This is a genomic window from Haladaptatus sp. CMAA 1909, from assembly GCF_043952005.1.
GTDB lineage: Archaea > Halobacteriota > Halobacteria > Halobacteriales > Haladaptataceae > Haladaptatus.
On sequence record NZ_JBIOAV010000001.1, the window covers coordinates 35,197 to 60,161 of the forward strand.

23 protein-coding genes and 1 pseudogene are annotated in these 24,965 nt (G+C 56.1%); 14 read left to right on the top strand and 10 right to left on the bottom strand.

Annotated features, from left to right (window positions below):
* Positions 1-38: 38 nt before the first annotated feature.
* The gene (locus tag ACGYLY_RS00185; protein WP_395283537.1) at positions 39-380 is read left to right on the top strand and encodes a hypothetical protein; all 342 of its coding nucleotides are present in this window, start codon (positions 39-41) and stop codon (positions 378-380) included.
* On the opposite strand, the gene ACGYLY_RS00190 is transcribed toward ACGYLY_RS00185, so the two are convergent.
* Both ACGYLY_RS00190 and tmk read right to left on the bottom strand, forming a co-directional pair.
* Positions 279-731, bottom strand: a complete 453-nt coding sequence (locus tag ACGYLY_RS00190) for a hypothetical protein (RefSeq protein ID WP_395283538.1) — start codon at positions 729-731, stop codon at positions 279-281. The two genes, ACGYLY_RS00185 and ACGYLY_RS00190, sit on opposite strands and share 102 nt — an antisense overlap.
* Before the next feature lie 28 nt (positions 732-759).
* Positions 760-1,353 (bottom strand): dTMP kinase, encoded by a 594-nt coding sequence (gene tmk / locus ACGYLY_RS00195; RefSeq protein ID WP_231185462.1) that lies wholly within the window; start codon positions 1,351-1,353, stop codon positions 760-762.
* A gap of 113 nt (positions 1,354-1,466) precedes the next feature.
* On the opposite strand from tmk, the gene ACGYLY_RS00200 reads away from it, so the two are divergent.
* From ACGYLY_RS00200 to cofC, 4 genes are all read left to right on the top strand, one after another.
* Positions 1,467-2,363 carry a complex I NDUFA9 subunit family protein gene (locus tag ACGYLY_RS00200; protein WP_395283539.1) on the top strand — a complete coding sequence of 299 codons (897 nt, stop codon included), beginning with the start codon at positions 1,467-1,469 and terminating at the stop codon, positions 2,361-2,363.
* A gap of 202 nt (positions 2,364-2,565) precedes the next feature.
* The gene (locus tag ACGYLY_RS00205; RefSeq protein WP_395284179.1) at positions 2,566-3,741 is read left to right on the top strand and encodes a tubulin/FtsZ family protein; all 1,176 of its coding nucleotides are present in this window, start codon (positions 2,566-2,568) and stop codon (positions 3,739-3,741) included.
* A complete protein-coding gene (locus ACGYLY_RS00210) occupies positions 3,719-4,516 on the top strand; it encodes a hypothetical protein (protein WP_395283540.1) in 798 nt (265 codons plus the stop codon). Before ACGYLY_RS00205 ends, ACGYLY_RS00210 begins: the two co-directional genes overlap by 23 nt.
* Before the next feature lie 78 nt (positions 4,517-4,594).
* Positions 4,595-5,200, top strand: coding sequence for a 2-phospho-L-lactate guanylyltransferase (gene cofC / locus ACGYLY_RS00215; protein ID WP_395283541.1), 606 nt, complete (start codon positions 4,595-4,597; stop codon positions 5,198-5,200).
* 22 nt (positions 5,201-5,222) lie between these two features.
* Here cofC and ACGYLY_RS00220 read toward each other — a convergent pair whose 3' ends face one another.
* The gene (locus tag ACGYLY_RS00220; RefSeq protein ID WP_395283542.1) at positions 5,223-5,867 is read right to left on the bottom strand and encodes a S26 family signal peptidase; all 645 of its coding nucleotides are present in this window, start codon (positions 5,865-5,867) and stop codon (positions 5,223-5,225) included.
* 113 nt (positions 5,868-5,980) lie between these two features.
* Between ACGYLY_RS00220 and cofG the strand changes: the two genes are divergently transcribed.
* The 3 genes and pseudogenes from cofG to ACGYLY_RS00235 all read left to right on the top strand — a co-directional run bounded on the left by cofG (position 5,981) and on the right by ACGYLY_RS00235 (position 9,367).
* Positions 5,981-7,069 (top strand): 7,8-didemethyl-8-hydroxy-5-deazariboflavin synthase subunit CofG, encoded by a 1,089-nt coding sequence (cofG, locus tag ACGYLY_RS00225; protein WP_395283543.1) that lies wholly within the window; start codon positions 5,981-5,983, stop codon positions 7,067-7,069.
* 67 nt (positions 7,070-7,136) lie between these two features.
* Positions 7,137-7,877, top strand: a pseudogene (locus ACGYLY_RS00230) (PAS domain-containing protein); the annotation flags it as partial.
* Positions 7,802-9,367, top strand: a complete 1,566-nt coding sequence (locus ACGYLY_RS00235) for a GAF domain-containing sensor histidine kinase (protein ID WP_395283544.1) — start codon at positions 7,802-7,804, stop codon at positions 9,365-9,367. The pseudogene ACGYLY_RS00230 and the gene ACGYLY_RS00235, both read left to right, overlap by 76 nt.
* A gap of 21 nt (positions 9,368-9,388) precedes the next feature.
* On the opposite strand, the gene cofH is transcribed toward ACGYLY_RS00235, so the two are convergent.
* Positions 9,389-10,741, bottom strand: coding sequence for a 7,8-didemethyl-8-hydroxy-5-deazariboflavin synthase subunit CofH (gene cofH, locus ACGYLY_RS00240; RefSeq protein WP_395283545.1), 1,353 nt, complete (start codon positions 10,739-10,741; stop codon positions 9,389-9,391).
* Between the two features lie 145 nt (positions 10,742-10,886).
* Here cofH and ACGYLY_RS00245 point away from each other — a divergent pair, with 145 nt between their 5' ends.
* Together ACGYLY_RS00245 and ACGYLY_RS00250 are read left to right on the top strand one after the other, a co-directional pair.
* On the top strand, positions 10,887-11,906 hold the full coding sequence (locus tag ACGYLY_RS00245) for a phosphoribosylaminoimidazolesuccinocarboxamide synthase (protein WP_395283546.1): 1,020 nt from the start codon (positions 10,887-10,889) through the stop codon (positions 11,904-11,906).
* Between the two features lie 106 nt (positions 11,907-12,012).
* A complete protein-coding gene (locus ACGYLY_RS00250; RefSeq protein ID WP_395283547.1) occupies positions 12,013-12,654 on the top strand; it encodes a class I SAM-dependent methyltransferase in 642 nt (213 codons plus the stop codon).
* Between the two features lie 2 nt (positions 12,655-12,656).
* On the opposite strand, the gene ACGYLY_RS00255 is transcribed toward ACGYLY_RS00250, so the two are convergent.
* Positions 12,657-13,610, bottom strand: coding sequence for a formyltetrahydrofolate deformylase (locus tag ACGYLY_RS00255; protein ID WP_395283548.1), 954 nt, complete (start codon positions 13,608-13,610; stop codon positions 12,657-12,659).
* Positions 13,611-13,902: 292 nt separating this feature from the next.
* Here ACGYLY_RS00255 and purS point away from each other — a divergent pair, with 292 nt between their 5' ends.
* Both purS and purQ read left to right on the top strand, forming a co-directional pair.
* Positions 13,903-14,154, top strand: a complete 252-nt coding sequence (gene purS, locus ACGYLY_RS00260) for a phosphoribosylformylglycinamidine synthase subunit PurS (RefSeq protein WP_231185450.1) — start codon at positions 13,903-13,905, stop codon at positions 14,152-14,154.
* Positions 14,151-14,825: a phosphoribosylformylglycinamidine synthase I gene (gene purQ / locus ACGYLY_RS00265; RefSeq protein ID WP_395283549.1), complete on the top strand. Its 675-nt coding sequence runs from the start codon at positions 14,151-14,153 to the stop codon at positions 14,823-14,825. Before purS ends, purQ begins: the two co-directional genes overlap by 4 nt.
* A gap of 28 nt (positions 14,826-14,853) precedes the next feature.
* Here the strand turns inward: purQ and ACGYLY_RS00270 are convergent, their stop codons facing one another.
* The 3 genes from ACGYLY_RS00270 to ACGYLY_RS00280 all read right to left on the bottom strand — a co-directional run bounded on the left by ACGYLY_RS00270 (position 14,854) and on the right by ACGYLY_RS00280 (position 18,865).
* Positions 14,854-15,789: a DMT family transporter gene (locus ACGYLY_RS00270; RefSeq protein ID WP_395283550.1), complete on the bottom strand. Its 936-nt coding sequence runs from the start codon at positions 15,787-15,789 to the stop codon at positions 14,854-14,856.
* 295 nt (positions 15,790-16,084) lie between these two features.
* Complete coding sequence (locus ACGYLY_RS00275; protein WP_395283551.1) at positions 16,085-16,864, bottom strand: DUF2971 domain-containing protein; 780 nt, start codon at positions 16,862-16,864, stop codon at positions 16,085-16,087.
* A gap of 1,605 nt (positions 16,865-18,469) precedes the next feature.
* Positions 18,470-18,865 (bottom strand): SWIM zinc finger family protein, encoded by a 396-nt coding sequence (locus tag ACGYLY_RS00280; RefSeq protein WP_395283552.1) that lies wholly within the window; start codon positions 18,863-18,865, stop codon positions 18,470-18,472.
* A 1,590-nt stretch (positions 18,866-20,455) separates the two neighbouring features.
* Here ACGYLY_RS00280 and ACGYLY_RS00285 point away from each other — a divergent pair.
* Positions 20,456-21,118, top strand: coding sequence for a hypothetical protein (locus ACGYLY_RS00285; RefSeq protein WP_395283553.1), 663 nt, complete (start codon positions 20,456-20,458; stop codon positions 21,116-21,118).
* 422 nt (positions 21,119-21,540) lie between these two features.
* Here the strand turns inward: ACGYLY_RS00285 and ACGYLY_RS00290 are convergent, their stop codons facing one another.
* Together ACGYLY_RS00290 and ACGYLY_RS00295 are read right to left on the bottom strand one after the other, a co-directional pair.
* Positions 21,541-21,840: a hypothetical protein gene (locus ACGYLY_RS00290; RefSeq protein ID WP_395283554.1), complete on the bottom strand. Its 300-nt coding sequence runs from the start codon at positions 21,838-21,840 to the stop codon at positions 21,541-21,543.
* Positions 21,841-21,920: 80 nt separating this feature from the next.
* Positions 21,921-22,199 carry a hypothetical protein gene (locus ACGYLY_RS00295; RefSeq protein WP_395283555.1) on the bottom strand — a complete coding sequence of 93 codons (279 nt, stop codon included), beginning with the start codon at positions 22,197-22,199 and terminating at the stop codon, positions 21,921-21,923.
* 1,476 nt (positions 22,200-23,675) lie between these two features.
* Here ACGYLY_RS00295 and ACGYLY_RS00300 point away from each other — a divergent pair.
* Positions 23,676-24,338: a hypothetical protein gene (locus ACGYLY_RS00300; protein ID WP_395283556.1), complete on the top strand. Its 663-nt coding sequence runs from the start codon at positions 23,676-23,678 to the stop codon at positions 24,336-24,338.
* The last annotated feature ends 627 nt before the right edge of the window (positions 24,339-24,965 follow it).

The following is a 24,965-nucleotide window of genomic DNA, read 5'->3' on the forward strand; positions in this document are numbered from 1 at the left end:
CCGGTACGCAAAAGAGTACGGACTCCCTACTTCCGGGTATGGTTTCGGCCGCCACGGTGCTCGGACTTTCCGTCATCATCCTCGTCAACACCGTCATCACGGCGGTTGTGATTCGCTTTTTCCGCCTCCGCCTTTCGACGCGATGGGGGGCAGTAGTGTACACGCTCCTGCTCGTCCCGCTCGTCTACGTCGTCACGACGATCGTGCTGAGCGGCGTGATCGGATTCGGCGGCAGCGGCATCCGCGACATCGGAACCGCCCTCATCCTCATCTGGGTGCTACCGTTCTCGCTCGGCGTCTCCATCGACTTGTTCTGGATGCCGCCGCCCGAGGAGGTCGAACTGCCGGAAAACGCGCGCGAACAACAACAAGGTCGCTGACGGCACCACGGCCAACCATCCCACGCCGACGACGGCCGCGAGCGGTTCCCAGATGTAGAACAGGCTTACCGGTCCGACCAGTAGTGCCGTGAGGCCGACGCCGACGAGCGCGCGGACCCACGGCGCGGGCGACCCGAACCAGACCGCGAGAATCGCGTCTAACAGGTCGAACAGCAACAGCGCGGCGACGATGTGTTTCGTCCGTACACGAACTCCCGAGGAGCGCTCCGGTCGCTCCGGGAGTTCGAACACCGGAAAGACGAGTCGAATCCGCTTGGGAAGCGTCAGCGGCGGCAGGCGCATCGGCGGCAGCGTGAACCCGAGCCCCGAATCGTCGTCCCCCTCGCTCATAGGGGACGTACGCCCTCCACCGTCAAAACTACTCGTCCGCGTCCTCGGTGACGCGCTCGATGGTGGAAACGACGCTCTCGATGACCGCCTCCGGCGATCGGGTCGCATCGACCCGGACGAACCGACCGGGTTCCGCGTCCATCAGACGCTCGTAGTTCGACTGCACCTGCGCGAGGAACCCCGCCTGTTCGAACTTGTTCGTCGCACCGCTCCGTGCCGCGCCGGTTTCGGGGTCGACGTCGAGATAGATGGTGCAGTCCGGCGGGCGCGTCCACGGCTTGTGAACGCCGATGATGTACTCCATCGGGCGGGGGACGACCCCGTCCAACGCGACGGCCTGATAGGCGTACCGCGAGTCCGAATACCGGTCGGAGATGACGAGTTTGCCGTCTTCGAGCGCGGGGCGAACCGTACGTGCGAGGTGGGCCGCGTGGTCGGCCGTGTAGAGGAACAACTCGGCGACCGAATCCGCGTCGTCGTCCTCGATGGAACGGTTCACGGCCTCACCGTACCACGAATCGGTCGGTTCGCGGGTGAACACCGCGTCGGGGAACTCCTCGCGGAGTACCTCCCAGACGGTCGATTTCCCGCTCCCGTCCAACCCTTCCAGCGTTAGCAGCATGCCCGGACGTTCGAGTCGCTCGGTAAAACGTTCGGGGTTTCGGTCGGGACCCGTCGGACGGACCTGCCTCGTTGGCAGGTAGTTTTAGGTCCTTTCGCCCACAATTCCGCGCCATGAAGGTTCTCGTGACCGGCGGCACCGGGTTTATCGGCCAGCGTCTCGTCCGCGAACTCCTCGACCGAGGACACGAGGTGACGGCGCTCGCGCGAAATCCCGACGAGGCGGATTTCCCGAGCGACGTCGAGAAAGCGATGGGCGACGTGACTGCCTACGCGTCAGTCGAGGGATCGTTTTCCGGGCAGGACGCCGTGGTCAACCTCGTCGCCCTCTCGCCCCTGTTCAAACCGCCCCGGGGGCTTAGCCACATGAGCGTCCACCTCGGTGGAACTCGGAACGTCGTGCGGGCGGCGGAGGAACACGACGTCGGAAAGATCGTCCAGATGAGCGCCCTCGGTGCCGACCCGACCGGGCCGACGGAGTACATTCGGGCCAAGGGACGAGCCGAGAACCTCGTGAGGGAGTCCGACCGCCGATGGACGATATTCCGCCCGTCCGTCGTGTTCGGGGAGGGAAGCAAATTCCTCTCGTTCACGAGGAAACTCACGCCGCCGTATCTCGCTCCACTTCCCGGTGGTGGCGATACTCGATTCCAGCCGATTTGGGTGGGTGACCTCGCGCCGATGCTGGCGGACGGAATCGAGAAGTCCCGCGACGGCGACACCTACGAAATCGGCGGCCCGGAGGTCCTGACGCTCGCGGAGGTCGCCAAACTCGCCCGACGGGCCGAGGGGCAGTCCGTTACCGTTCTCCCCATTCCGATGGAACTCGCCGCGGTCGGATTGAAGGTCGGCGGCGCGATTCCGGGGTTCCCGATGGGCGGCGACCAGTACCGCTCGCTCAAATTTGACAACACGGTTATGGATAATGACGTCGCGTCGTTCGGTATCGAACCCGAAGAATTGACAACCTTGGAGCAATATCTACATATTGACCACAGATCTCGGACATAACAGAACGAACACCCGTCTGGATATATCTAGACTTAAAGAGGGGGAATATGATAGTTTTATCGTCGGATACGATACTACACACTAAACTACTCACGTCTTGCGATTTTGTGTCTCGAATGTCGGGTGTTTGAAACGGAACATACCACAAAGTTTATGTCCTCTTTCCGTCTGTTCTTCTCTCAACGGAGAACGGTACCGAAAAATAAAACTCGCGATGATCGGATTTGGTCAGGCAGGCGGGAAGATAGTCGACAAGTTCCTGGAATACGACCAGCGAACCCAGAGCGGCATCGTCCGTGCGGCAGTCGCAGTCAACACCGCCCGTGCTGACCTCATGGGTCTACAGAACGTCCCGGAGGAAAATCGGGTACTCATCGGACAGTCCCGCGTCAAAGGGCACGGCGTGGGTGCGGACAACGAACTCGGCGCGGAAATCGCCGAAGAGGACATCGACGAAGTACAGGGCGCTATCGACAACATCCCCGTTCACGAGGTGGACGCCTTCCTCATCATCGCCGGAATGGGCGGCGGTTCGGGGAGCGGCGGCGCGCCCGTCATAGCGAAACACCTGAAACGGATCTACACCGAACCTGTCTACGGATTGGGTATCCTTCCCGGCGGCGACGAGGGCGGCATCTACACCTTGAATGCGGCACGCTCGTTTCAGACGTTCGTCCGTGAAGTGGACAACCTGATGGTGTTCGACAACGACGCGTGGCGTCAGTCCGGCGAAAGCATGGAGAGCGGCTATGCCGAAATCAACGAGGAGATAGTCACGCGGTTCGGCATCCTCTTCGGTGCCGGCGAAATCGGCGGCGGCGACGACGTCGCCGAAAGCGTCGTGGACTCCAGCGAAATCATCAACACGCTCGCCGGCGGCGGCGTGTCCACCATTGGCTACGCCGCGGAGGGAGTCGAGATGCAGAGTTCCGGCGGTCTCCTCTCGCGGTTCACCGGCGGAGGTGGCGGACAGTCCGAGGACACCGCACACACGACCAATCGTATAACGAGCCTCGTCCGCAAAGCGGCGCTCGGTCGGTTGACCCTCCCCTGTGAGATTCAGGGGACGGAACGTGCACTCCTCGTCATGAGCGGTCCGTCACCCCACCTGAACCGGAAAGGTATCGAGCGCGGCCGGAAATGGCTCGAAGAGCAGACCGGCAGCATGGAAGTTCGCGGCGGCGACTACCCCGTCAACGAACCCAGCGTCGCGAGCGTCGTCCTGCTTTCGGGCGTGACGAACGTGCCGCGCATCAAGGAACTCCAGCAGGTCGCCATCGAGGCACAGGACAACATCGACGACATCCAACAGGAGAGCCAAACGAACCTTGAAAATCTCGTCGAGGATGATGAGGATGAACTCGATCCGTTGTTCTAAGCTGTTCGCCCTGCTCCTCGTCGTCACGCTCGCCCTTTCGGCGGTTGCACCCGCCACGGCGATTTCGACGGAGCAGAGCGGCATCCCGAACGATGCCGCCGTCGGCGACTCGGTGACGGCGACGATGACGTTGACCGACCTTTACAGCGACTACGAACAGTGGACGTTGGAGGGGCAAACCGAACTGACCGACGTGACGTGGACCGTTACAACGTACGATCAAGCGGGTAACCAGAAGGCGAAGGAGTCCTACGACGGCCAGTCGTTCGACCACTCACTCGCCCTCGACACTGACGCGAGCAAAGCGGTCGTGAAGGTGTCCGGCACCGTGCCTGAAGTCGCGAACTTCACGTTCGACCCACAGCAGTCGTTCACGTTCGCCACGCTGAGCCAGTCCCGGGAGGGCGGCAACAGCGAGGAGATCGAGACGTGGACGGCCGACTACCACACCGAGGACAGCAAGAGCGCCCGTGACGCCATCGTCGGCGCACAGGGAGCCATCGAGGACGCGCCGTCGGGTGCGAACACGGCGGACGCCGAAAGCACCCTCGACAACGCCGTCTCGGCCTACGAGGCGCAGAACTTCGACAACGCCATCGACCTCGCCGGTAAAGCGGAAAAGAGCGCCAACTCGGCGGCCGACAAGGCAAAACAGTCCGACCAACGAAGCAAACTGCTCATGTACGGCGGCGCTGCGGTCGTCGTCCTCCTCGTCATCGGCGGCGCTGGGTACTGGTACCGTTCCCAGCAGCAGGACAACTACCGCCTGCGCTGACCCGGTTTCACGCGTTTTCGTACCCCTTCGGTAGCCGTTTTCGTAATCACTTAACCTACCACCCGAATACCAACAGGTATGCAGGTGGTGGTGCCGTTCGCCGCGGGTGAACCGAAGACGAGACTCGCCGGGACGCTCACGGCGGAGGAGCGTCGGGCGTTCGCGCTGGCGATGCTCGACGACGTTCTCGCGGCGATTCGTTCGACCGGCAGGGAGCCACGTGTCCTCTCGACCCGGCCCATCGACATCGATGCGCCGCTCGAAGTCGATTCCCGACCGCTGACGCCCGCCGTGAACGACGTATTCGCCGCCGCCGATTCAACCGCAATCGTGATGGCGGACCTCGCGCTGGCGACGCCGACGGCGCTGGAACGGCTCTTTTCGGCGGAAGGCGATGTCGTCATCGCGCCGGGGCGCGGCGGCGGCACGAACGCGCTCGTCTCCCGACATTCCGAGTTTCGGGTCGACTATCATGGCACGTCGTACCTCGACCACCTCGAAATCGCGGCGGAAATCGGCGCGTCCGTCACCGAACTGGATTCACACCGCATCGCCACGGATGTGGACGAGGTATCCGACCTCGCCGAGGTGTTGATGCACGGGACGGGTACCGCCCGCGATTGGCTTCTGGACGCGGGCTTTTCGCTCTCCGTGACGGGCGGTCGGGTGTCCGTCACGCGGTAACTCTCGAACGGAAAAACGGTCGTCAGATGGCCAGCCGAATCCAGCCGAGCCACGGAATCCTGAGTTTCGCCTTGCCGACTACCCACGACGACTTGACGGGGCCGCTTATCGGCCCGTCGAGTTCGTAGACTTGGTCGTACACGCCGTTGTGGTCGCCTTTGGTGATGAATCCGGCGTGGGGTGCGGGACAGTTTCGCAGTTCCTCGCAGTTGTCCGCGGTACCGACGTACGCCTCGTTCGCCCGGTCGTACCAGTTCTCGTCCTCCCGCACCCAGAACCGCGCCCGATGGATTATCGGCGTTCTCCCGCTGTCGCCGTTCGGGCGGTAGACGATGACGTCGCCGTAACTGTGGAATTCCCGATAGCCGGACCCCCTCCCGGCGCGGTACGGCACGACGCCCGTGTCGCCGTACGACCCGTCGCCCGCGAGTCGTCCTTCGTCCATCACGACGACGAGGTCGCCTTTCTTCATGTGCGGTTGCATGCTTCCGCTTTCGACGGCCACCATCGGCGGCCACACGCCGGTTATCGCGAAGAGGAGGACGCCGATTCCGACGACCCACATCGCCGTTTTCACCACGTCTCGAACGATGGCGACGGGCTCCTCCTCGGTCGTTCTGAGCCACTGGAACAGCTCCTTCGGCCCGGCATCGGTTGGAGGGGACATTCGCGTTTTACTCGTCTGTATCGTTGCTTGAAACTTCTGATTGGAGGGACCGGGCTCGACGCGTTCGTCCCGAAGCTCCAAACCCTTTTACCCCCAACCCCGTAGCCCACACCATGATTCCGGGGGCTGACGAGTACGACATCGACATCACCTTCGACGAAGCGGACGTGGACCGACTCCTCGCCGTCACCCCGGCGGACGCCTCATCCGCCGACGCGTTGACCTACGCGAAGAACGTCTTCGTCCCGCTGACGACGGCGTGTCGGTACACCTGCACCTACTGCACGTACTTCGACGCGCCGAGGGAGGCGTCGCTGCTGTCGCGCGAGGAGGTCCGAGAGATACTTCGGACGGGTGCGGACGCCGGCTGTACGGAGGCGCTGTTCACGTTCGGCGACGACCCGGACGACCGGTACACGCGGGTTCACGAGCAGTTGGCCGACTGGGGCCACAACTCGATACACTCGTATCTCCGCGAGGTGTGTAAAATCGCGCTGGAGGAGGGCCTGTTTCCCCACTCGAATCCGGGCGACCAGACGCGCGAGCAGATGGAACTCGTCGCGGACGTGAACGCGAGCATGGGCGTGATGCTGGAGACGACGGCGGACGTGGACGCCCACGCGGGGCCACGTCGGAAGAATCCGGGCCAGCGCCTCGCGACGATTCGGAACGCCGGGGAACTCGACATTCCCTTCACCACCGGTCTGTTGGTCGGTATCGGCGAGGACTGGCGCGACAGGGCTGAAAGCCTTCTCGCCATCCGCGAACTGCACGAACGGTACGACCACGTGCAGGAGGTCATCGTCCAGAACGTGGTCCCGAACGAGCGCTCCCGCTTCGAACGACCGTCGGTCGAAACAATGCGCCGGGTCGTGGCAATGGCGCGGGTGGCGCTCCCGGACGAAATTTCGGTGCAGGTACCGCCGAACCTCTCGCCGACGCGGGAGTTGTTGGACTGCGGCGTGGACGACTTGGGCGGCGTCTCCCCCGTGACGGACGATTACATCAATCCCGATTACGCGTGGCCGGCGTTGCGCGAACTGGAGGACATCGCGGAATCCGCCGGCGTTCCTCTTCACGAACGTCTTCCAGTGTACGACCGATTCGTCGCCGATGGTCGGATTTCTGACCCGATTCGAGCGGCGTTCGACGCGGACGATTCGGCGGGTAAACGGTATCGTTCGCTCGTGGAGCGAACGTGACACGTTCATCCCGATTCCAAATACCAGTTATTTTATCCTTGGTGTGGCTATTCGCATTCGTCGACGCATGGGTGACAGGATACGGGTACTGCTCGTCGATGACGACGTTGACGCTGCCGATTCGACTGCGGCGCACCTCGAACGGGAGAGCGGCCGAATCACGGTAGTACGGGAACGAAATTCATCCGACGGATTGGACGTACTTGCGGAGAAACGTATCGACTGTATCGTCAGCGAGTACGACATACCGGAAACGGACGGTATGGAGTTCCTCGAAACGGTTCGAGAGGTCGAACCGGAGTTGCCGTTCATCCTCTTTACCGGAAGCGGAAGCGAGGAGATCGCGAGCGAGGCGATTTCCATCGGCGTTTCCGACTATCTGCGGAACGTCGGTGGGTCGGAACAGTACGGGGTGCTGGCGAACCGAATCGAAACAGCGGTCGCACAACACCGGTCGGAAGTGGAGGCGAGCGAAGCGACCCAGCAGATATTGCGGATGTTCTATCGCATCACGGACGCCTTCTTCGCCATCGATAACGACTGGAGGATAACCTACGTCAACCAGCGTGCGGCGGAGTTCATCGGTCGACCACGGGACGAACTCGTCGGTTCGAACGTTCGGGAGTTCTTTCGGGGGGAGGAGAGTCGAGCGCTTCACGAAGCGTACCGACGTGCGTTCGAAGGGCAAGAGCCGATCTCCCTCGAAGCGCGATCCGCGGTTCGTCCCGGAAGGTGGGTCGAGGAGCGAATCTATCCGGCGGAGGACGGACTCTCGGTGTACTTTCAGGACATCACCGAGCGCAAGGCCATGGAGTCCGAAATCCGCGAGACGAAGGAGAAGATAGAGGACCTCCACGCCGTCGCCGCCCGCGTCGTCACCTGTACGACGGGCGAGGAGATATACGACCTCGCGATCGAGGCGGCGGAGGACATTCTCGAATTCGACATCTGCTCCGTGGATGCAATCGTGGAGGGCGTACTCGTCCCCCAAGCCGTCTCTACGAAGCCTCGACGAACGGCTACTACGAGGGAACGCCCGTCGAGGAGGACGGGAGCCTCGCGGCGGAAACGGCACGTACCGGTCGGTCGAAACTCGTCACCGACCTTCACGAGGCGGGTTACGCACCCGCCGAAGCGGCCTACACGTCCGCCCTGAGCATTCCGATCGGGGATCTCGGCGTGTTTCAAGCCGTTTCGAAGGACGTTTCGGGATTCGACGAGGACGACCTCGAACTCGCGGAGCTCCTCATCACGCACATCACACAGGCGTTGAATCGGGTCCGGTCCGAGACCGAACTCCGCGCGGAAATCGACCGGTTCGCGGCGCTCTTCGAGAACGTACCGAACGCGACCGCGAGCTACGTTTTCGACGGTGGGGACCCGGTCGTTCGCGACGTAAATCCCGCGTTCGAGGACGTGTTCGGATGGGACAGGGAGACGATGGTCGATCACCCGCTCGACGATTTCCTCGTGCCGTCGGGAAAGGAGGACGAGGCGCGGGCGATAAACGAGCGGGTGAGGGGAGGTATCCGAATCGAAGGCGAGGAGATCGGTCGACGGACGGAAGAGGGTTCCCGGGACTTCCTGCTCCACACCGCGCCGGTTCGCGTCGGCGAGACGAACGAGGGCTTTACCATCTACACGGATATCACGGTGCAAAAACAGCGCCAGCGCAAACTCGAACGCCAAAACGAACGCCTCGACGAGTTCGCAAACGTCGTCTCCCACGACCTGCGCAACCCGCTCAACATCGCCACCGGTCGCCTCGAACTGCTCGCCGAGGAAGTGGACAACGACCACGTCCCCCCGATTCGACGGGCGCTCGCCCGGATGGAGTCGCTCATCGGCGACGTGCTGGCGATGGCCCGCCAGGGGAAAGTGGTGAGCGAGACGGAACCGGTATCCCTGACACGGGTCGTCCGAAACGCGTGGATGATGGTTTCGACGGATGAGGCCGAACTCCGACTCGACGACTCGCTCGCCGTCGTGGATGCCGACGAGGGCAGGCTCCGTGAACTGTTCGAGAACCTCTTTCGAAACGCGATCGAACACGCGGGTTCCGACGTAACGGTGACGGTCGCACCGCTCCCGGATACGGATGGGTTCTTCGTGGCCGACGACGGCAACGGGATTTCGGCGGACGACTATCGGACGGTGTTCGAACACGGCTATTCGACGACGGACGCGGGGACCGGATTCGGGCTGGCGATCGTCAACAGCATCGCCGAGGCACACGGCTGGGAGGTTCGAGCGAGCGAGTCGAAAACGGGCGGTGCGCGGTTCGAAATCTTCACCTGACGCCGCGGACGGCTTCGCTCGTCAGTCGAGCAACGGCGTCCCGTCGGCACACGGCCCGAGCCTCGGACCGAACGGCGGGTCCTCGGGGTCAATCTCCCGAACCTGTCGATAGTCGGTCGAGCGCTCCGCCGGGACGCGCCCGATGGCGGTTATCATCTCGACGTACTCCTCGAACGAGCGGAACTCGCCGAACTGGCCGCCCGCGCGCTTCGTGATTTCCTCGGAGAGGATGGTTCCCATGAAGTCGTTCGCGCCACACGAGAGCATCTTCAACCCCTGTTCGTCGCCGTACTTCACCCACGACGATTGGATGTTGTCGACGTTGTCCAGAAACAGCCTAGAAACGGCGATGAGGAGTTCGTCCTCGTGGGTACTCGCGCCGTTTTCCACCATGCCGCGTTCGTACAGCGGCGTGTTCTGGTGGATGAACGAGAGCGGAACGAACTCCGTTATCGCGCCGGTTCGGTCCTGTAACTCCCGAATCCGTTCCAAATGGAGGACGCGGTGCATCTCGTTTTCCACGTGGCCATACATGATGGTCGCCGTGGTGTCGAGGCCGACGTTCGCGGCGGCTTCCATCGCCTCCATCCACTCCTCCGTCCCGATTTTGCCGGGACAGATGACGCCGCGCACCTCGTCCACCAAAATCTCCGCGGCGGTGCCCGGCACGCTGTCGAGTCCGGCGGCTTTCAGTTCGCGGAAGACCTCTTCGTAGTCCCAATCCGTCCCGCGACGGGCGTGGTAGGCCTCCTCGGGCGTCATCGAGTGGACGTGAACGCCGGGAAGGCTCATCGCCCGTATCTGTTCCGTGTACGTCGCGGGGTCGATTTCGTACTCCTCGGGTGACTTGTAGTTCAAATCGCCGCGCTCGCTCGCTTCGAGGAGTTCGAGGTGATCGTCGTTCAGCGCCATTCCGGGGTGCAGGCCGCTGACCGACGTCACCTCGTAGATTCCCCGCTCGCGCGCATCGGCGACGATTTCGCGGGACTCCTCGGGCGTCTTCGTGAATCCGCCGTGTTCCTCGTCCGAATCGACTTCGAAATTCTGTGCAGTGTTCTTGAAGTTGCAGAACAGACACCCCGTGTTGCACGCCGTCGTGACGTTGTTGTTCAGGTTGGCGACGAACGTGACCGTGTCGCCGACGACCGCCTCGCGCCGCCGGTCCGCGGCTTCCAGCACGCGCTCCTTTCGGGTGAGGTCGATGCCGGTGTGGTCGGTGCCGGTCGTTAGCAGTTCGACGCCGTCGGCGACGGTCAGCCGCTCGCCGTTCCGCGATCGCTCCAGCGCGTTCTCGAACGATTGGTCGGTTTCGGGAACGTGTTCGAAGCCGAATCGTTCCCGGGGAATGTTGCTCTTCGCACGCACGTTAGCCATTGCTCTGTAATCCGGGCGGACCCCCAAAAATCGCCGGGTCACGGCAGTCGATATCGCATACATATGTACATCTTTCGGCCGTACGTCGGCGTAGTTCAGCACGAAGATGGAAACTACTTAGTCGGGGCACGGCAGAACCAACACCATGACGAGTGTGAAGGAGTTCCGGGTCGAACGCGAACCGACGCCGGACTCGCTCGGGCGCGGGTCGTTCGTGTTCACGGACGACTACTCGGTGTTCGATTGGGGCAAGATGCCCGATACGATTCCCGACAAGGGTGCAGGCCTCTGTGCGATGGGCGCATTCAACTTCGAAGGACTGGAAGCGGAGGGCGTCCCCACCCACTACCGTGGCGTCGTCTCCGACGGCGACGTCGTCCCCCTTTCGGAGGTCACGGAACCCCCGACCGAGATGGCCATCGACCTCACGCAGGTTCCGAACCTGCCCCGCGAGGGACGGGATTATGACTACGACCTCTTTCACAGCGGTGCGGACGAGAACTACCTCATCCCCCTGGAAGTCGTCTTCCGCAACAGCGTTCCGGTGGGGTCCAGCCTTCGCCGCCGTACCGACCCCAGCGACCACGGACTCGACTTCCCCGAGTGGCCCGACGGAGCGGTCCAACTCGAAGAACCCGCCGTCGAATTCTCGACCAAGTTCGAGGAGAGCGACCGATATCTGTCGCGGGGCGAGGCGGACGAAATCGCCGGCAAGGCGGACGTTGACGACCTGGAGCGAGTCGCCCGCGAGGTGAACGATTTCGTCACGCGGCAGGCCGCGAACGCCGACCTGACCCACGAGGACGGGAAGATAGAGTGTCTCTACTACGACGGCGAGATTCGCGTCGCCGACGTGGTGGGAACGTTCGACGAAAACCGGTTCACCTTCCACGGCCAGCAGGTCAGCAAGGAGTTCATCCGCCAATACCACAAGCGCGAACAGACCGAGTGGGCCGACGCGGTTCAGGACGCCAAGGTCGAGGCGAAAGAGCGCGATATGGCCGACTGGAAATCGCTGTGTTCGGTCGAACCGCAACCGTTGCCGGACGAGGTCATCACCGCCGCCCGCGACCTCTACACCGCCGGAGCGAACGCGTACATCGACAGGGACCTGTTCGACGCGCCGTCGCTAGAGGACGCGGTGATGGCCATCAAGGATTTGTAACGCGCGACGCTCCAAACGAGAACCCGAACGGCGGAACGAACGCCGTCGGCGAACCTTTTTATGCGAAAGCGAACCATGGAACGACAGTACGCGTCACCTTCCGACCATGTCCCACGAGAGAAACGACGTTCGTCGCGCCTACGACCGAATCGCGGATGATTACCTCGCCGAGCGAAGCGGCGGCGACGAGGAGAACGAGGACATCGCCCTGCTGGCGGAGTTCCACGGTCATCTCCCGGACGACGCACGCGTGCTCGACGCCGGGTGTGGCGCGGGGCGACCCATCGCGGAACTGCTGGCCGCTGACACGGACCTTGTCGGCGTCGACTTCTCCCGCGAGCAGATTTCCCGCGCCCGCGGCAACGTCCCCGAGGGACGGTTCTTTCAGGCGGACATGACCGCGCTCGGTCTGACGAGTGGGACGTTCGACGGCATCTGTGCGTACCATTCGGTGATTCACGTCCCCTCGAACGAGCATCCCGACGTGGCGCGGGAGTTCCATCGTCTGTTGTCCCCGGGCGGCTATCTCCTCATGACGGTCGGGTCAACGGCGTGGGAGGGAAGCGACGACGATTGGCTGGATACCGGCGTCGAGATGCACTGGAGCGTCCCGTCGCCGGACGAGAGCATCTCGACGCTCGAAAACGCGGGGTTCGACGTTCTCTGGCGGCAGACGGTAAACGACGTTCTGGGGAGCGACACCTGTTTCGTGCTCGCCCGAAAGCCGACGTCGAAATCCGAAGAATAGCGTCAGTCGTCCGATTCGCCCACGGCGACCGGTCCGTCGACGGGGCCGTCGGGCGTCACGTTGTCGAGTTCCGCCGGCAGTCCGAGGCGGTAGTGTTCGCTATCGTCCCCGTCACGCAGTTCGGTCCGGCCGCGGCGAATCTCCACGTCGTCGTTCAGATGGAGGCGAACGGCTTCGTGGAGGGCGTCGGCTTCGAGGGGTTGTCCCCGTTCGCGCAACTCGTCCACGCTCCCGCTGTCCGGCACGTTGAACGCCCGTTGGGTGATGATGGGCCCTTGGTCCAAGTCGGTCGTCACGTAGTGGGCGGTGACACCGGCGATACGAGCGCCCGCTTCCTTCGCCTGCCGATACGCCTTTGCGCCGGGGAAGGCGGGAAGCAGGCTCGGATGGATGTTGATGATGCGCCCCTCGTAGCGAAAGACGACGTTGGGGCTCAAGATGCGCATGAACCGCGCGAGGACGACGAGGTCGATGTCGTAGTCGTCCAACAGCGAGAGCAGTCGTTCCTCGTCGTGAACGCCGCGTTCGTCCCCGACGTCGTGGAATGGGACGCCGTGTTCCTTCGCGACCGGTTCGAGGTCGTCGTGGTTCCCGATGACGACGCCGATTTCGGCGTCGAACTCGCTCCGTTCGTCGAGGAGGCGGCGGAGACAGTGCGATTCCTTCGTCACGAGGAGGGCGACCTGTCGGGAGTCGCGTTCCGACGGGAAGCGAACGCGGACGTCCACCCCGAGATCGTCGCCGAGTTCGGAGAGGTCGCGGCGGAGTCGGTGTTTGCTCACGGACATCTCGCTCGTCTCGACGTGAATCGTCATGCGGAAGACGCCCTCGCGGACGGCCTGATCGACGTCCTCGATGTTGATTCCGCGTTCGAAGAGGAGGGTCGTGACGCGGGCGACGAGCCCGGTGTCGTCGTCCCCGACGACGGTGATTTCGGTCAGCTCTCGGTGGTTCATCGCTTCACCTGCCGGTTACGGGGTACTGCCATGGAAGAAAAGTATCGGGTCTCGGTGGCAAAAACGTTTGTGACGGTGCAAAATTTCCCGTTCACGTTGACACGTAGCAGGGTGTGCCTACCCGAACACGTGTCGACGACAACCGTCGCGTGAACCGGGAGACGAAGCGTGATCGAGGGCGGGTGATTCGACCGCCGAACGCGAGAGAGCGCCCACCGACGCGAACAACACGAATGTGTACAACGAATTCGTTCCAAAAGAGCTTTTGAACACGAACGCGCACGGACAACCGATGACTGCATACACCGCGACGGTGACGGTTCGGTTGAAACGGGGCGTCCTCGACCCCGAGGCCGAAACGACCCGAGGTGCGCTCTCTCGACTGGGCTTCGAACTGGATTCGCTTCGCTCCGCGGACGTCTTCGAGATCGACCTCGATGCCGACACCTCCTCGGACGCGGAGGAGCGGGCGGGAGAGATGGCCGAACGTCTCCTCGCCAATCCGACGATTCACGACTACACGGTCGCGGTCGAGGAGCGATGACGGTCGCCATCGTCCAATTCGGCGGGAGCAATTGCGACCGCGACGCGGTGCGCGCGCTGTCCCACCTCGGAATCGACGCGGAACTCGTCTGGCACGAGGAGGACTTGCCCGAGGAGACGACCGGCGTGATGCTTCCCGGCGGGTTCTCCTACGGCGATTACCTTCGTGCCGGAGCCATCGCCGCCAACTCTCCGATCATGGCACAGGTGCGCGACGCCGCGGAGTCGGGCGTTCCCGTCCTCGGCGTCTGTAACGGCGCACAGATCGGCTGCGAGTCGGGCCTGACGCCCGGCGCGTTCACCACCAACCGGAGCGCACGCTTCCAGTGCGAACGCGTCTACCTGCGGGTCGAGAACGCGGACACCCCGTGGACCGCCGCCTACGAGGAGGGACAGGTCATCGAGGTTCCCATCGCACACGGCGAAGGACGGTTCGAAATCACGGACGAGGAGTACGACGAACTCGACGTCGACGACCGTATCCTCTTCCGCTACTGCGACGAGAACGGCGTCGTGGCCGACGGGACGAACCCGAACGGGTCGAAGGGGAACGTGGCCGGAATCGTCGGCGACTCGGACTCGGTCGCGGTCATGATGCCTCACCCCGAGCGCGCGACGCTTCCCGACATTGGTGGCACCGACGGCGAGGGCGTCCTCTACGGCTTCGCCTGAAGTTCGATTCGAGATTCCTTTTCGACGTCTACCGCCCGGACGTGAAGACGCCGGTTATTCGCGGTAGCTCGCGGGAAATCGCCTGCCGCTTCAGCAGGCAAAAACCCGCGAAGACGATACAGAATCCGGCGACGGTCAGCGGCGTCACCGGTTCCTGTAGGAAAAACCACCCCGTAATCGCGGCGAACACCGGCGCGACGTAGGAGACGAGGTTGATTTCGACGGGACCGAGGCGGTCGAGCAGGTCGAAGTAGATGAGGAACCCGACGGCGCTGGCGAAGATGGAGAGGTAGACGACGGCGGCGATGGCCTCCGGCGTCCACTCGATTGCCGAGATGGACTCGCTCGGGCGGGCGACGCTGATGACGTGCATCATGACCGCGCCGAGGAGCATCGACCACGCTTCCATCGTCTCGATGGGGAGGTCGGCTTCGATTCGTTGCGTCAGAACGCTCCCGAGCGCGAACGACAACGCGGCGAGGAACACGAGGAACTGCGGGACGATGGTCGTCGCCAGCGATTCGCTCGACCCGTTGTTGGCGAAACTCAGGACGGCGACGCCGACGAACCCGAGGAGCAGACCGGCGATTCCGGCGGGCGTGAGTCGCTCGCTGGGGAGGAACACCCGCGCGAACCCGGTCGTGAGGATGGGACTGAGGCTGACGATGACCGCGGCGGCGGCGCTCGGCGTCTCCTGCTCGCCGATGAACAGGAACACGTGATAGGCCGCGATCATGAGCGCGCCGCCGACGAGGACGAGTTTCCACTCGTCGCCCGTTTGCGGACGCCAGCGGTCCGTCGCGTACACCGCGTAGGCGAGCATCAGGACGCCCGCCACGTCGTAGCGAATCGCCGCGAACAGAACCGGGGGGATGAACTCCAATCCGGCCCGAATGGCCATGAACGCGGACCCCCAGAACGCGGCGAGGACGATGAACAACAGAAGGTTTCGATACCGGCTCACTATACGAGGTCTCGTGCGAGGCGGGGAGTAGGTTTCGAAAACCCCCCTCGAATGCCGCATCATTTAATCGGTCAAAGCGACAGTAGGGGCTTCGAGACCACTTGATTCCGCAGTTAGACACTCATCTTCCCGCAAGACGTGAATTGTAATCCTGCATCAGATGAGTGTCGGTACTCTCCTTACTGAGGTTGTGATTAATCTGTTGGTACAGTGGGATATAACTATCGGGTAATGTGTCTCCGTACTATCCCACTACCGCTCGAATGGTTCTTAGTTAGTAGTCAATACTAATCAATCAGAAATCGGGATTGCCAACCATGTTAGATGGTTTAATCTCGAAATCATATCCATACTTTTCAGTTACAGAATTGACTGTCTTTTCAAGCCAACCAGGTGCATTTGGCGAAAGCAATACCTTTTCTACAAGAGTATTAACATCAACGCTCACTGGTACTCCTTTCCCCTGATGAGGAATAATTTCATGAGGTTTCTTTTTCCCCTCAGAATTCACAAATGATTTTTGAAACAGAAATCTATATTCTGATTCATCTTTGAACTCTTCCCGCTTATTAAAGAACGGTGCTGGTGCATTATTTTGTGTTATTGTGTCATTTTTGTAATCAACATATTGTACTTTTCCAAACGACATTTTATCCTCAGGCCTTTTAATTGCGTTTTTCAATCTTGGCAGAGTTGTGACTATCGCAATACCAGCATCATTAGTATATGTTTCCCACATAGTATTTGACTCGTCGCTGTTCATATGCCAGCAATTTATATATGTAAAATATACGTTCAGAAAATGAGATGACTTCATCTGATCTGATCTGAGTTTACTATGATTTTCTTCCCTCTTTTCTATATTTTGCTCTGGTAATGAGCCTTCGAATGGATCACCAAGTTTGTCTGCTCGACTGAACCAAAGAGCTTCTCGATCAAGGATTGTAATGTACTCTCCTAAGCTACGATATCGCCATACATTATCTACATTCTTTGGTTCTTGTGTCTCATAATCAGTCTCTAGAAGGAGTTTCCATTCTCCGCTTTCAGGAACCTTTTCTTCAAACCAAGCCATACAAGCCAATTAGTAGTTGGAAATATAGAATTCACTCATTTTTTAATATTATTTCAGCATATATGAACCATAGATTGTATATAATATAGATATAATTCGTCACTGGTTAGTAGCCGATACTAACGAGTAATCTCTCTATCTGACTCATCTTTCTTTATGAACTACCATGTAAATATGAATTGCCGCGGTAGGAACATTCTTTCCGCGGAAGAATACTGTTTCATGGCCTTAATTAGCGCAATTAAGCTCTAAGTTCGGTTTAGGAGCGTCTAAGTGCGATTTGGATAGACCTATTCGTATCTTACACTGCCGTTCCGTGGAAAGATTGATTTATGGGCAAACCTATTCTTTGGATGTCGAGCGTCGTTGCTCGATGTTCGTCAATACGATAAAAGGAGGAAGATTTGGGTGAGTAGGTTGCTTTGGGAGGCGTTTACTCACCCATGCTTCTGTAATGCCCATACACAGCCAGCAGTGATGAGTATCCAACCAGATGTGTGACCGCTGGCAAGGACACTCCCACCTGCTGTGATGAGTGCTACAGAGGGGCCAAATGTCTTTGGTCCTTCTTTCATGCACTTATCCGCTACTCGCCTTTTGCTTTCACGGAGATCTGTACAAACGTCCTCTTACTATTAATAAATTCACTAATCTTTGACAACAATGAGATCTATGAGGTCAAAGAGGTCAATGAGATCAATCTCGTGTCGTTGATCCTGCTACAACAGACTCATTGGCTGTATAAGCTTACTGCAGCAAGCCCAAACCGACCTATAGGCCGTGATGTTCTACTACAGTAGTGCTATAGGACGAAGATTTTTCTAATGGAACGATCTATACGTTATTGTCGAGCGCCAATGCTCGATGGCGATTCATACAATAGTGAGGTGGTTCGTAGGTGTTGCCCCACCTACGTTCTATACCACTCTAGTAACGCCAAGGCGAGAAGACCGTAGCCGACCACATGACCATTAACGATGAGGGTCGTGGCGGCTACGAGTAATCCGCCTTGGCGTACTTGGGTCTTCTCAGACATTTTACGTCCGTAGCTGGTTTTATGCACTTACGGACAATCTTGATATCACGTCATAGTGATAAAACAACCGTGGCGCTCATTCGGACAGTGAAATTTTCTGACATGGGCTGGAAAAAGGAACGGGCATAGCAGGATTCGAACCCACAAATCTTCAGCTTAGAAAGCCGACGCCCTATCCAGCTTTGGCCATATGCCCCTATAAGCCGATGTGAATGGCTGTCTGCCGCTCTATTCGTCTTCGCTCACACCTTGATCCACATGATCATATTCAGGGTGATGTCGCTCAAGAGCAAACTGAAGCTCTGTCACGACTTCTGGATTGTCGCCAATGTTCTCTATCGATGCAAGTCTCGTCCCGTCCTCTTCTGCGATTAGAGTATGCTTCATTGTTCTCGTTGTAATGTCCGTTGATGATTATTGGTCGTCAGTCGGTTCTGGTCCGTAGATTGCTACCCCTCTCTCATCGCGATAGAACACTGCCTTACAGTCTGCATGCAGACAGACATAGCGTCCATCAGGCCGCTCGTATACCGATTCGGAGCGGCATACGGGACATTGAACGTCTGTCATCAGCAACAGTCCTCTAAGGCTTCCTCCCGAGTTGCCTCTGCACCACACGACTCACATTCCCAGTAGTGGTGATCGACGTTACCGTACTTGTCTCGACCGACGTGTGGACCACTGATCTCCTTCTCATTGTCATCAGTGGCATCAAGGGTGCTTACTACGATGGCGCTCTCTACAGCAGCCATGTGCTTGCAGAAGGCACTACGATAGGTGTAATGCGGGCACGTACATTCAGCCGCTCCATCTTCATCGAGCGTAACAGTGTACGTGTGGTCCTTCGCCTCGTCAGATCCGTAGCTCTGATTAGCTACGTTGGTATGACTCTCATCCGCCGTAGCTATCTCGAACGATTCTCCGTTGAACGACACACTTTCGTGCGATGGGGTTGAAGTGCTCATGCTGTTTCACCGAACAGCGAAATCGGGAACGTGCTGAAGACACGTTCCTTTTCACGAGAGTCATTTCCTCAATGAGCCTCGCGTCCCGACCTCGCTGTATTTCCCTATGTACCACTATAACTTAATACCCATAGACAGTTAAGTTACCTTTCGCGTGATTTTCCTACAACACTACACAAATCTTCACAGACCACAGTTAGTGAAAGGGTCTGTTCCCCATACGAAAATTAGAATAAGAAGCTTTCTACGCGCTGTTTATGGCGGAGGACTTCAATAGCCCGCGAGAGATGTGGTTGTGGAGATCACATCATACAACATAAATTTGCTATATATGGCTAACTGATAGTAGTGGCGTTTTCTGAATTTTGAAAATTTTCATTTGAGAACGGAGCTTTTTGCCGATCTTGCTCACACTGAAAAGGACAATCCTTTTTAAGTAATATACCGTGTATAGAGTGTTCGCCGCGACTAGTAGCAGATTTCCATTGAACCCCTTTACGGTGGAAGGTACATCGGTACGCTTCCTTAAGCTGGATACGGGGGATAGATGGTGATGGTCGCCCCTACAATCCCATAGGGTCATTACACGGGACGTTACTCCAATTTCAATAGAACTTGTATCGAGGAAGCTGGTAGAGAGCCATCGTCTACGATGTACCTTGACTGTACATCAAGCATTCATGGCTATTTCCCGCTCCCGCACAGCACTGCGCGGCGAGTTCCTTGAGGGGATTCGTTTCTCGTTTCGCGTTCCTCACCGCAACGTAACGTCACGCGAAACGAGACGCCTCACCCCTTCTGTGTCTCTCGCCTTGCTGTCACGAGGTGAATCAATCCTTTTATCACCTTCATTCTAGAGTGATCTCGGGCTTGATGGTGATCTCGATAAGTCCCATTCCCAAATGTCAATATCCAGTAGCAAAGTTGAAGTCCTATTACACCAGATTTCCCTATGTTGTATCCAGCGTAGGTTTCTGGAATGCAGCCAGAACCCTCGTTGTTCTACTAAGGAGAAATCTGGTAGAGTAACAGCGTAATTACGAGGATGAGGGTTGTAGCGCTAATCATGAGAAGCAATGAATATTGTGATAGAACGATAAGTGAGACGCCTATTAGGCTTGCTACAGCAAGGACGATTTTTTGAACTGCATTGAGTAGTGTACTAAGCTTTTCAGCTATTACTGTGATCGATTGTGTTGTGTCTCGCGGCGATTCATCTTTCTGGCCGTTGTTGTCACTCTTTGTACTCATATTCGCTCGTGAAGGCGTTTGAAGCAGAAAGAGCAACGCACGGTTGTTGTATCCAGCGTAGATTTCTGCCCGTCAGCCTCAGTTTTTAGTAGCGTAGATTCCATATATAACTGTTGTCCATGCACAAGTCTTTTTTGATATAGATCAAGTACCTAAAACCCAGAAATTACGAACTAATGGGCCTGCAATGCTTGAATCCCTTATTGAGGAAAATCACAACTTATACGCTCTTTATAAGTAAGATCGATCTGTCCTCTAGAGTAACATCAGGCTTGATGGCTATGCGGTTGAATGAATATGTTAACGCATATATATCTTCATCGGATTGCCACATATACGATGGGCAAACGCGAGTTTCCTAAAGCCAGATTTGTGACTCTACTCGCGTTCGGTATAGGGATCGTAGTCTGCGGTATCCTAGTTATCATTGACTTTCCTAAGCCCTTGATTGCAACTGGAATCCTGCTAGATATCCTTGGAGCTGTGGCCCTCGCTATTCCTGATCTGCCTTTTCTTCACAGCAAGTTCTACAGCAGTACGTTAGAACTAGTGAACAGTGTTATTAATTCAGAAAACCACGTACATGAATATGATGATTATCGAGGTAACGTTCTTGAGGTACTAAATAAAGAAGACGATGATATAAATGCGTTCACTGATGAATATGAAGTCTCAGATATAACGATTGGCTCTCCCAAGTCAGTGAGTGTTGAAACCAATATAGGGATGATAAAATGGACCGACATATCCATGAGTACACAGGAACAATTGGATCGAAACCCAACTCGTGTACCCACTCAGTATTTTAATGGTGATTTCTCGAAACATCTTACTCGGAGAATTAGTGAGTTAGAGAGCCGAATGAGAAGAGGCGGAATCGGTATCTTAGTGCTTGGATTTACCTTCCAACTTCTATCTACAGTTACTCCTTTATACGTCATGAGAGTCATTCGGTTTCTGCAAGATTATCGATACGGACTATGGTTCAAATATCTCATTTAGCATCTAAAAAGGCGCTCAATCCGACATCTCACTGACCGAGACTCATATCAAACGAAACTCCTTCTCCTTCGTCTTTCCCTCCATCTGCATGGTCATGGTCATTGATAGTCGTCTGCTCGTGAGAAGTATCTGATGCCCTCTCACACGTCGCTATTATGTACCTCTCAAAGTTTAACCGACTATCAATCTCCCAATCGTCATGAGTCGATATGTGACCCCGAAGCTGTACCAAATCTCCACTGTATTGGCACTCATTGCACGGACAGACGAATTTTTCATCGGTGAGTCGCGCTATTCGTAGTAGCGTGTTAATCGCGTCATCAACGGTCTGAAGCGCCTCACTGATCGACGTGACAGGCTCACTTGACGGGCTAACACTGAACTTTATATCGTCGTTTGATTTCATCGACATTGGTGCTATTTTAATCTGGTAGCTCCCACGGCTTGATTGGGATCATGTTGTATTGTGGTTCGTAGGGAATCTCCTCTCCATTATCTTTCTCGTACATGTCCAATCGAGAGCAACAGTCACAAAAGGTGTATAGACCACCGCAATTGGGACAACACTCATACGAGCATCCACCGTGATGGATTTCGCCCTTCTTCACACCACAACCTCCACAGACATCGCTACTCATATCGATCCCATCATAATTTTTATCAAATGCCATGGGTTCTTCGCCGTACGGAATAGGGGATTCAATCCACTCCTCATCGCCCATAAAGAAGATGAATCGACGCGGGTCACATCCATCCCCATCGTAGCCTACTGAGTGGCATCGAAAGCATTTCATCATCATAATCACCACTCCGTTAGCGAAATCTCGTTCGGAGTGGCGTAGAAGAGTTCTGTTGCTCGATCATCGATGAATCGTGCAATCACTTCCGTAGGGAGAGTAGTTGCATCATCGAACATACTCTTGATGACAGTACGATAGGCTTCTCGCCCGAATGCATCGTATCCACTCAATTCACCCTTTCGAACGAGATCTAGGGCCACCTCATCAATGTGAGCTTGCATGAGGGGGTTTACGTCGCCGTACTCTAGTTCGATCAACTCAGTTTCTTTCTGTATGCTCATTGTTTTGTGGGGTATTTAATCTGGTAGTTCAATGCGTGAATGAGGGAGAATGGGTCTGGTAAGAGCGTTCTGAATGTCACGGAACTACTCCCTCTACTAGACCTATCACCGTCCACGATAATAAGTCTATCCCTTAGAAGTAACTTATTTCTAAGTTATACTCCAAATAAGTGAGCTGGAATAATATGGGTCTATCTGAAGGTTTTAAATCAGATACGCAAAATCACAGACTATTCAACATTCGAGATTGCATCAATGGAGCCATGTCAGTGATCACCACGACACTCACCGAGATTTGAAGATCGACATTGAGAAGAGAGACATAGCTAACAACAATGAATCTCGTGTTTCAACGTCTCTCGTTGCTGAATTTCGCTATATCACTACCAGTTTCCTCTATCGATAAAGGAGAACTAAACAAATAGTCTCCTAACGAGTTTGCCGTAGCAGTAGTAAGTTTCCCTTTGAGATAAAAGATAACTCCGCAGGCGGTGATGTGCGACTTGAGCACCGCATTCAACTGCCTACAAAGGAAGAAAGAAAAACCTGTTTTTCTTGATGACGACTAGGGAGTTGAATAGGAGCACAAAGTTGTACTCACCGCCAGCGGTAGCCCCATTGTTGTAGCGGTAAGACCCATTTTTAAGACCCATTTTTAAGAAGATATACATACAGCTACAGCACCCATCTTTCAATGCGTAGCACAAGTTTTCTTCCCGTCCAATCCCATACATTTGCTACTTCCACTCATGGAGAATAATTATAAATCCCGACTAATTCAGTAGATTTGTTGAATCGAGGTTTTGGTATAGTACATATTTCAATTCTGAGGTGGTTAGCTTTGATTCTGAAGAGAATTTGAGTTGTCTGAATGGTATGGATCATCTTTCTGAATAAAATCTCCTCACGAGCGTCACAGGGCCACTCAGCGAAATCGGTGTTCTATCTAGCCAACTGTGATAGATCTAGTGTCCCATCAGAACGCTGTGAGACGGCTCACAATCGTTCTCATTCGCTCCCAGATCCATTGGAGGACAGTGGGCCATGTGGTTGGATCAGTCGGCTCATATCGTCCTCACATTGACTCTGATTGACCACAGAACTGATTTCGACGTGATTTGGATGGGTAGACAGTACCATCTCAAATTGAAATTCATAGGCTATTTCACTGATTGTCTTGAGATGATAGATCGGGAATATCGATATATCATTTAAGTTCTTCCCGTAATAAAGTAGAGATATGAAGGGTATGCTTTTGCTGATTATCGCGACATAATGATGAATCCATCTAGTGAGACAATGGATTTTCGTATGGCGATTATAGAACCTAATTATATATAATTCCACAATGCTTTTTATCACGGCTATTGTATTACTAGCTGAAGAAAGCTCATTTAAATATAACACTCGGCTATAGGATCATATAACAAAAGGGAACTTAGACAGGACCCTCATTCTCCTATTTTTCTTTGATTCATGTCTACTACAAATCCACAACAAGAGCAGAGATACTTTCGAGATTATAGAAATCTTGAGCAGAGCAAAGATCTTCAATTTTCTTCTGAAGCAGCAGAGGAATTTGAGAAGAAGTATGAGCCGTGTGATCAGCGGGAATTTGACGATACAACTGACCGCCAAGGAATGCCACTCGGCAGAGATGTCGATGATATGGCTGGAACGGCGACTACGTTCAGATTAAAGGATTGCGACCATTCGAATCCATTCATCAGCTGGAAGCGTCTTAAGAAGTACAATGACGAGTTCAAACATCGGAATAATCATCGCGACGAGACTATGTATCATTGCAAGAAGCAAGCACAGATGGTTGCTTCGAGGATGGAATTCTCCAAGAGTGATACTGAATCTCTATTGCACTTGCTCGAACAGTTCCGTGGTAACTTGACAATCTTCGTGAAGTATGAGCAGGCGATTCTAGGCGCTGTGATGGTCATAGCTGCGAGGAAAGGTTGGTGGGTAGAAAGAGACCCATCGAAGTATGATGGCTCTGTAGGCCCCACTACGACTGATACACACGGTTCTGAAATCAGTGTCTTTACTTCACTAATGAGAACGTGGCAGATTCCTTTGTCCAATGTCTATGATGCTCAAGAACAGTTTTGTGGAATCTTAGCAGACTAATTCTATTCCCACAATATTTGAGAGATAGGGAGTCAGATGGGTGTGTGTTTTGTAGTTCTTCTTTTCAGCACATTTGAACCCATCTGTCTTCCCTCTACGATTGTTGTGGGTCGTAGTAGATATGGACCACTGGGTGATTTTCGTTCTCATGAAGATCTTTCTTGGAACGGAAATACAGATCCAGTGGTATTCCCCCTATGTGAGCTAACTGGTTCAATCCCAGTGGCTCGCCGAGAGCGGGATTCATCCGTGAGACAATCCCGCTTTATCTCATTATCTACTTCAGATGGTATCCAAGAAAGGCTGTAGGGATGAGCCTTCCCTACAGTCCTTGAGATATTGATCTCAAATTCACGGATTTCAACGAAGACCCATTGTCAGTGATAGCAGTTATACTGTTAGCTGATGTTTGTTGTCGTCCATAGAATATCAAAATCAAAACATAGTTGAGGTAGTTTGATGGTGTCATCCCGACACCCCGACTGCTGCTAATAGAAATAAACGAGTCTCCTTAGCCGATTCAACTTCGGTGGGAGGCATGAACAGTTTAGAAATGATTTCTCGGATGGAAATCTATTAGACTACTCTCAAATCAAATCAGTAACTCGGCATGAGCATTGAGCATGG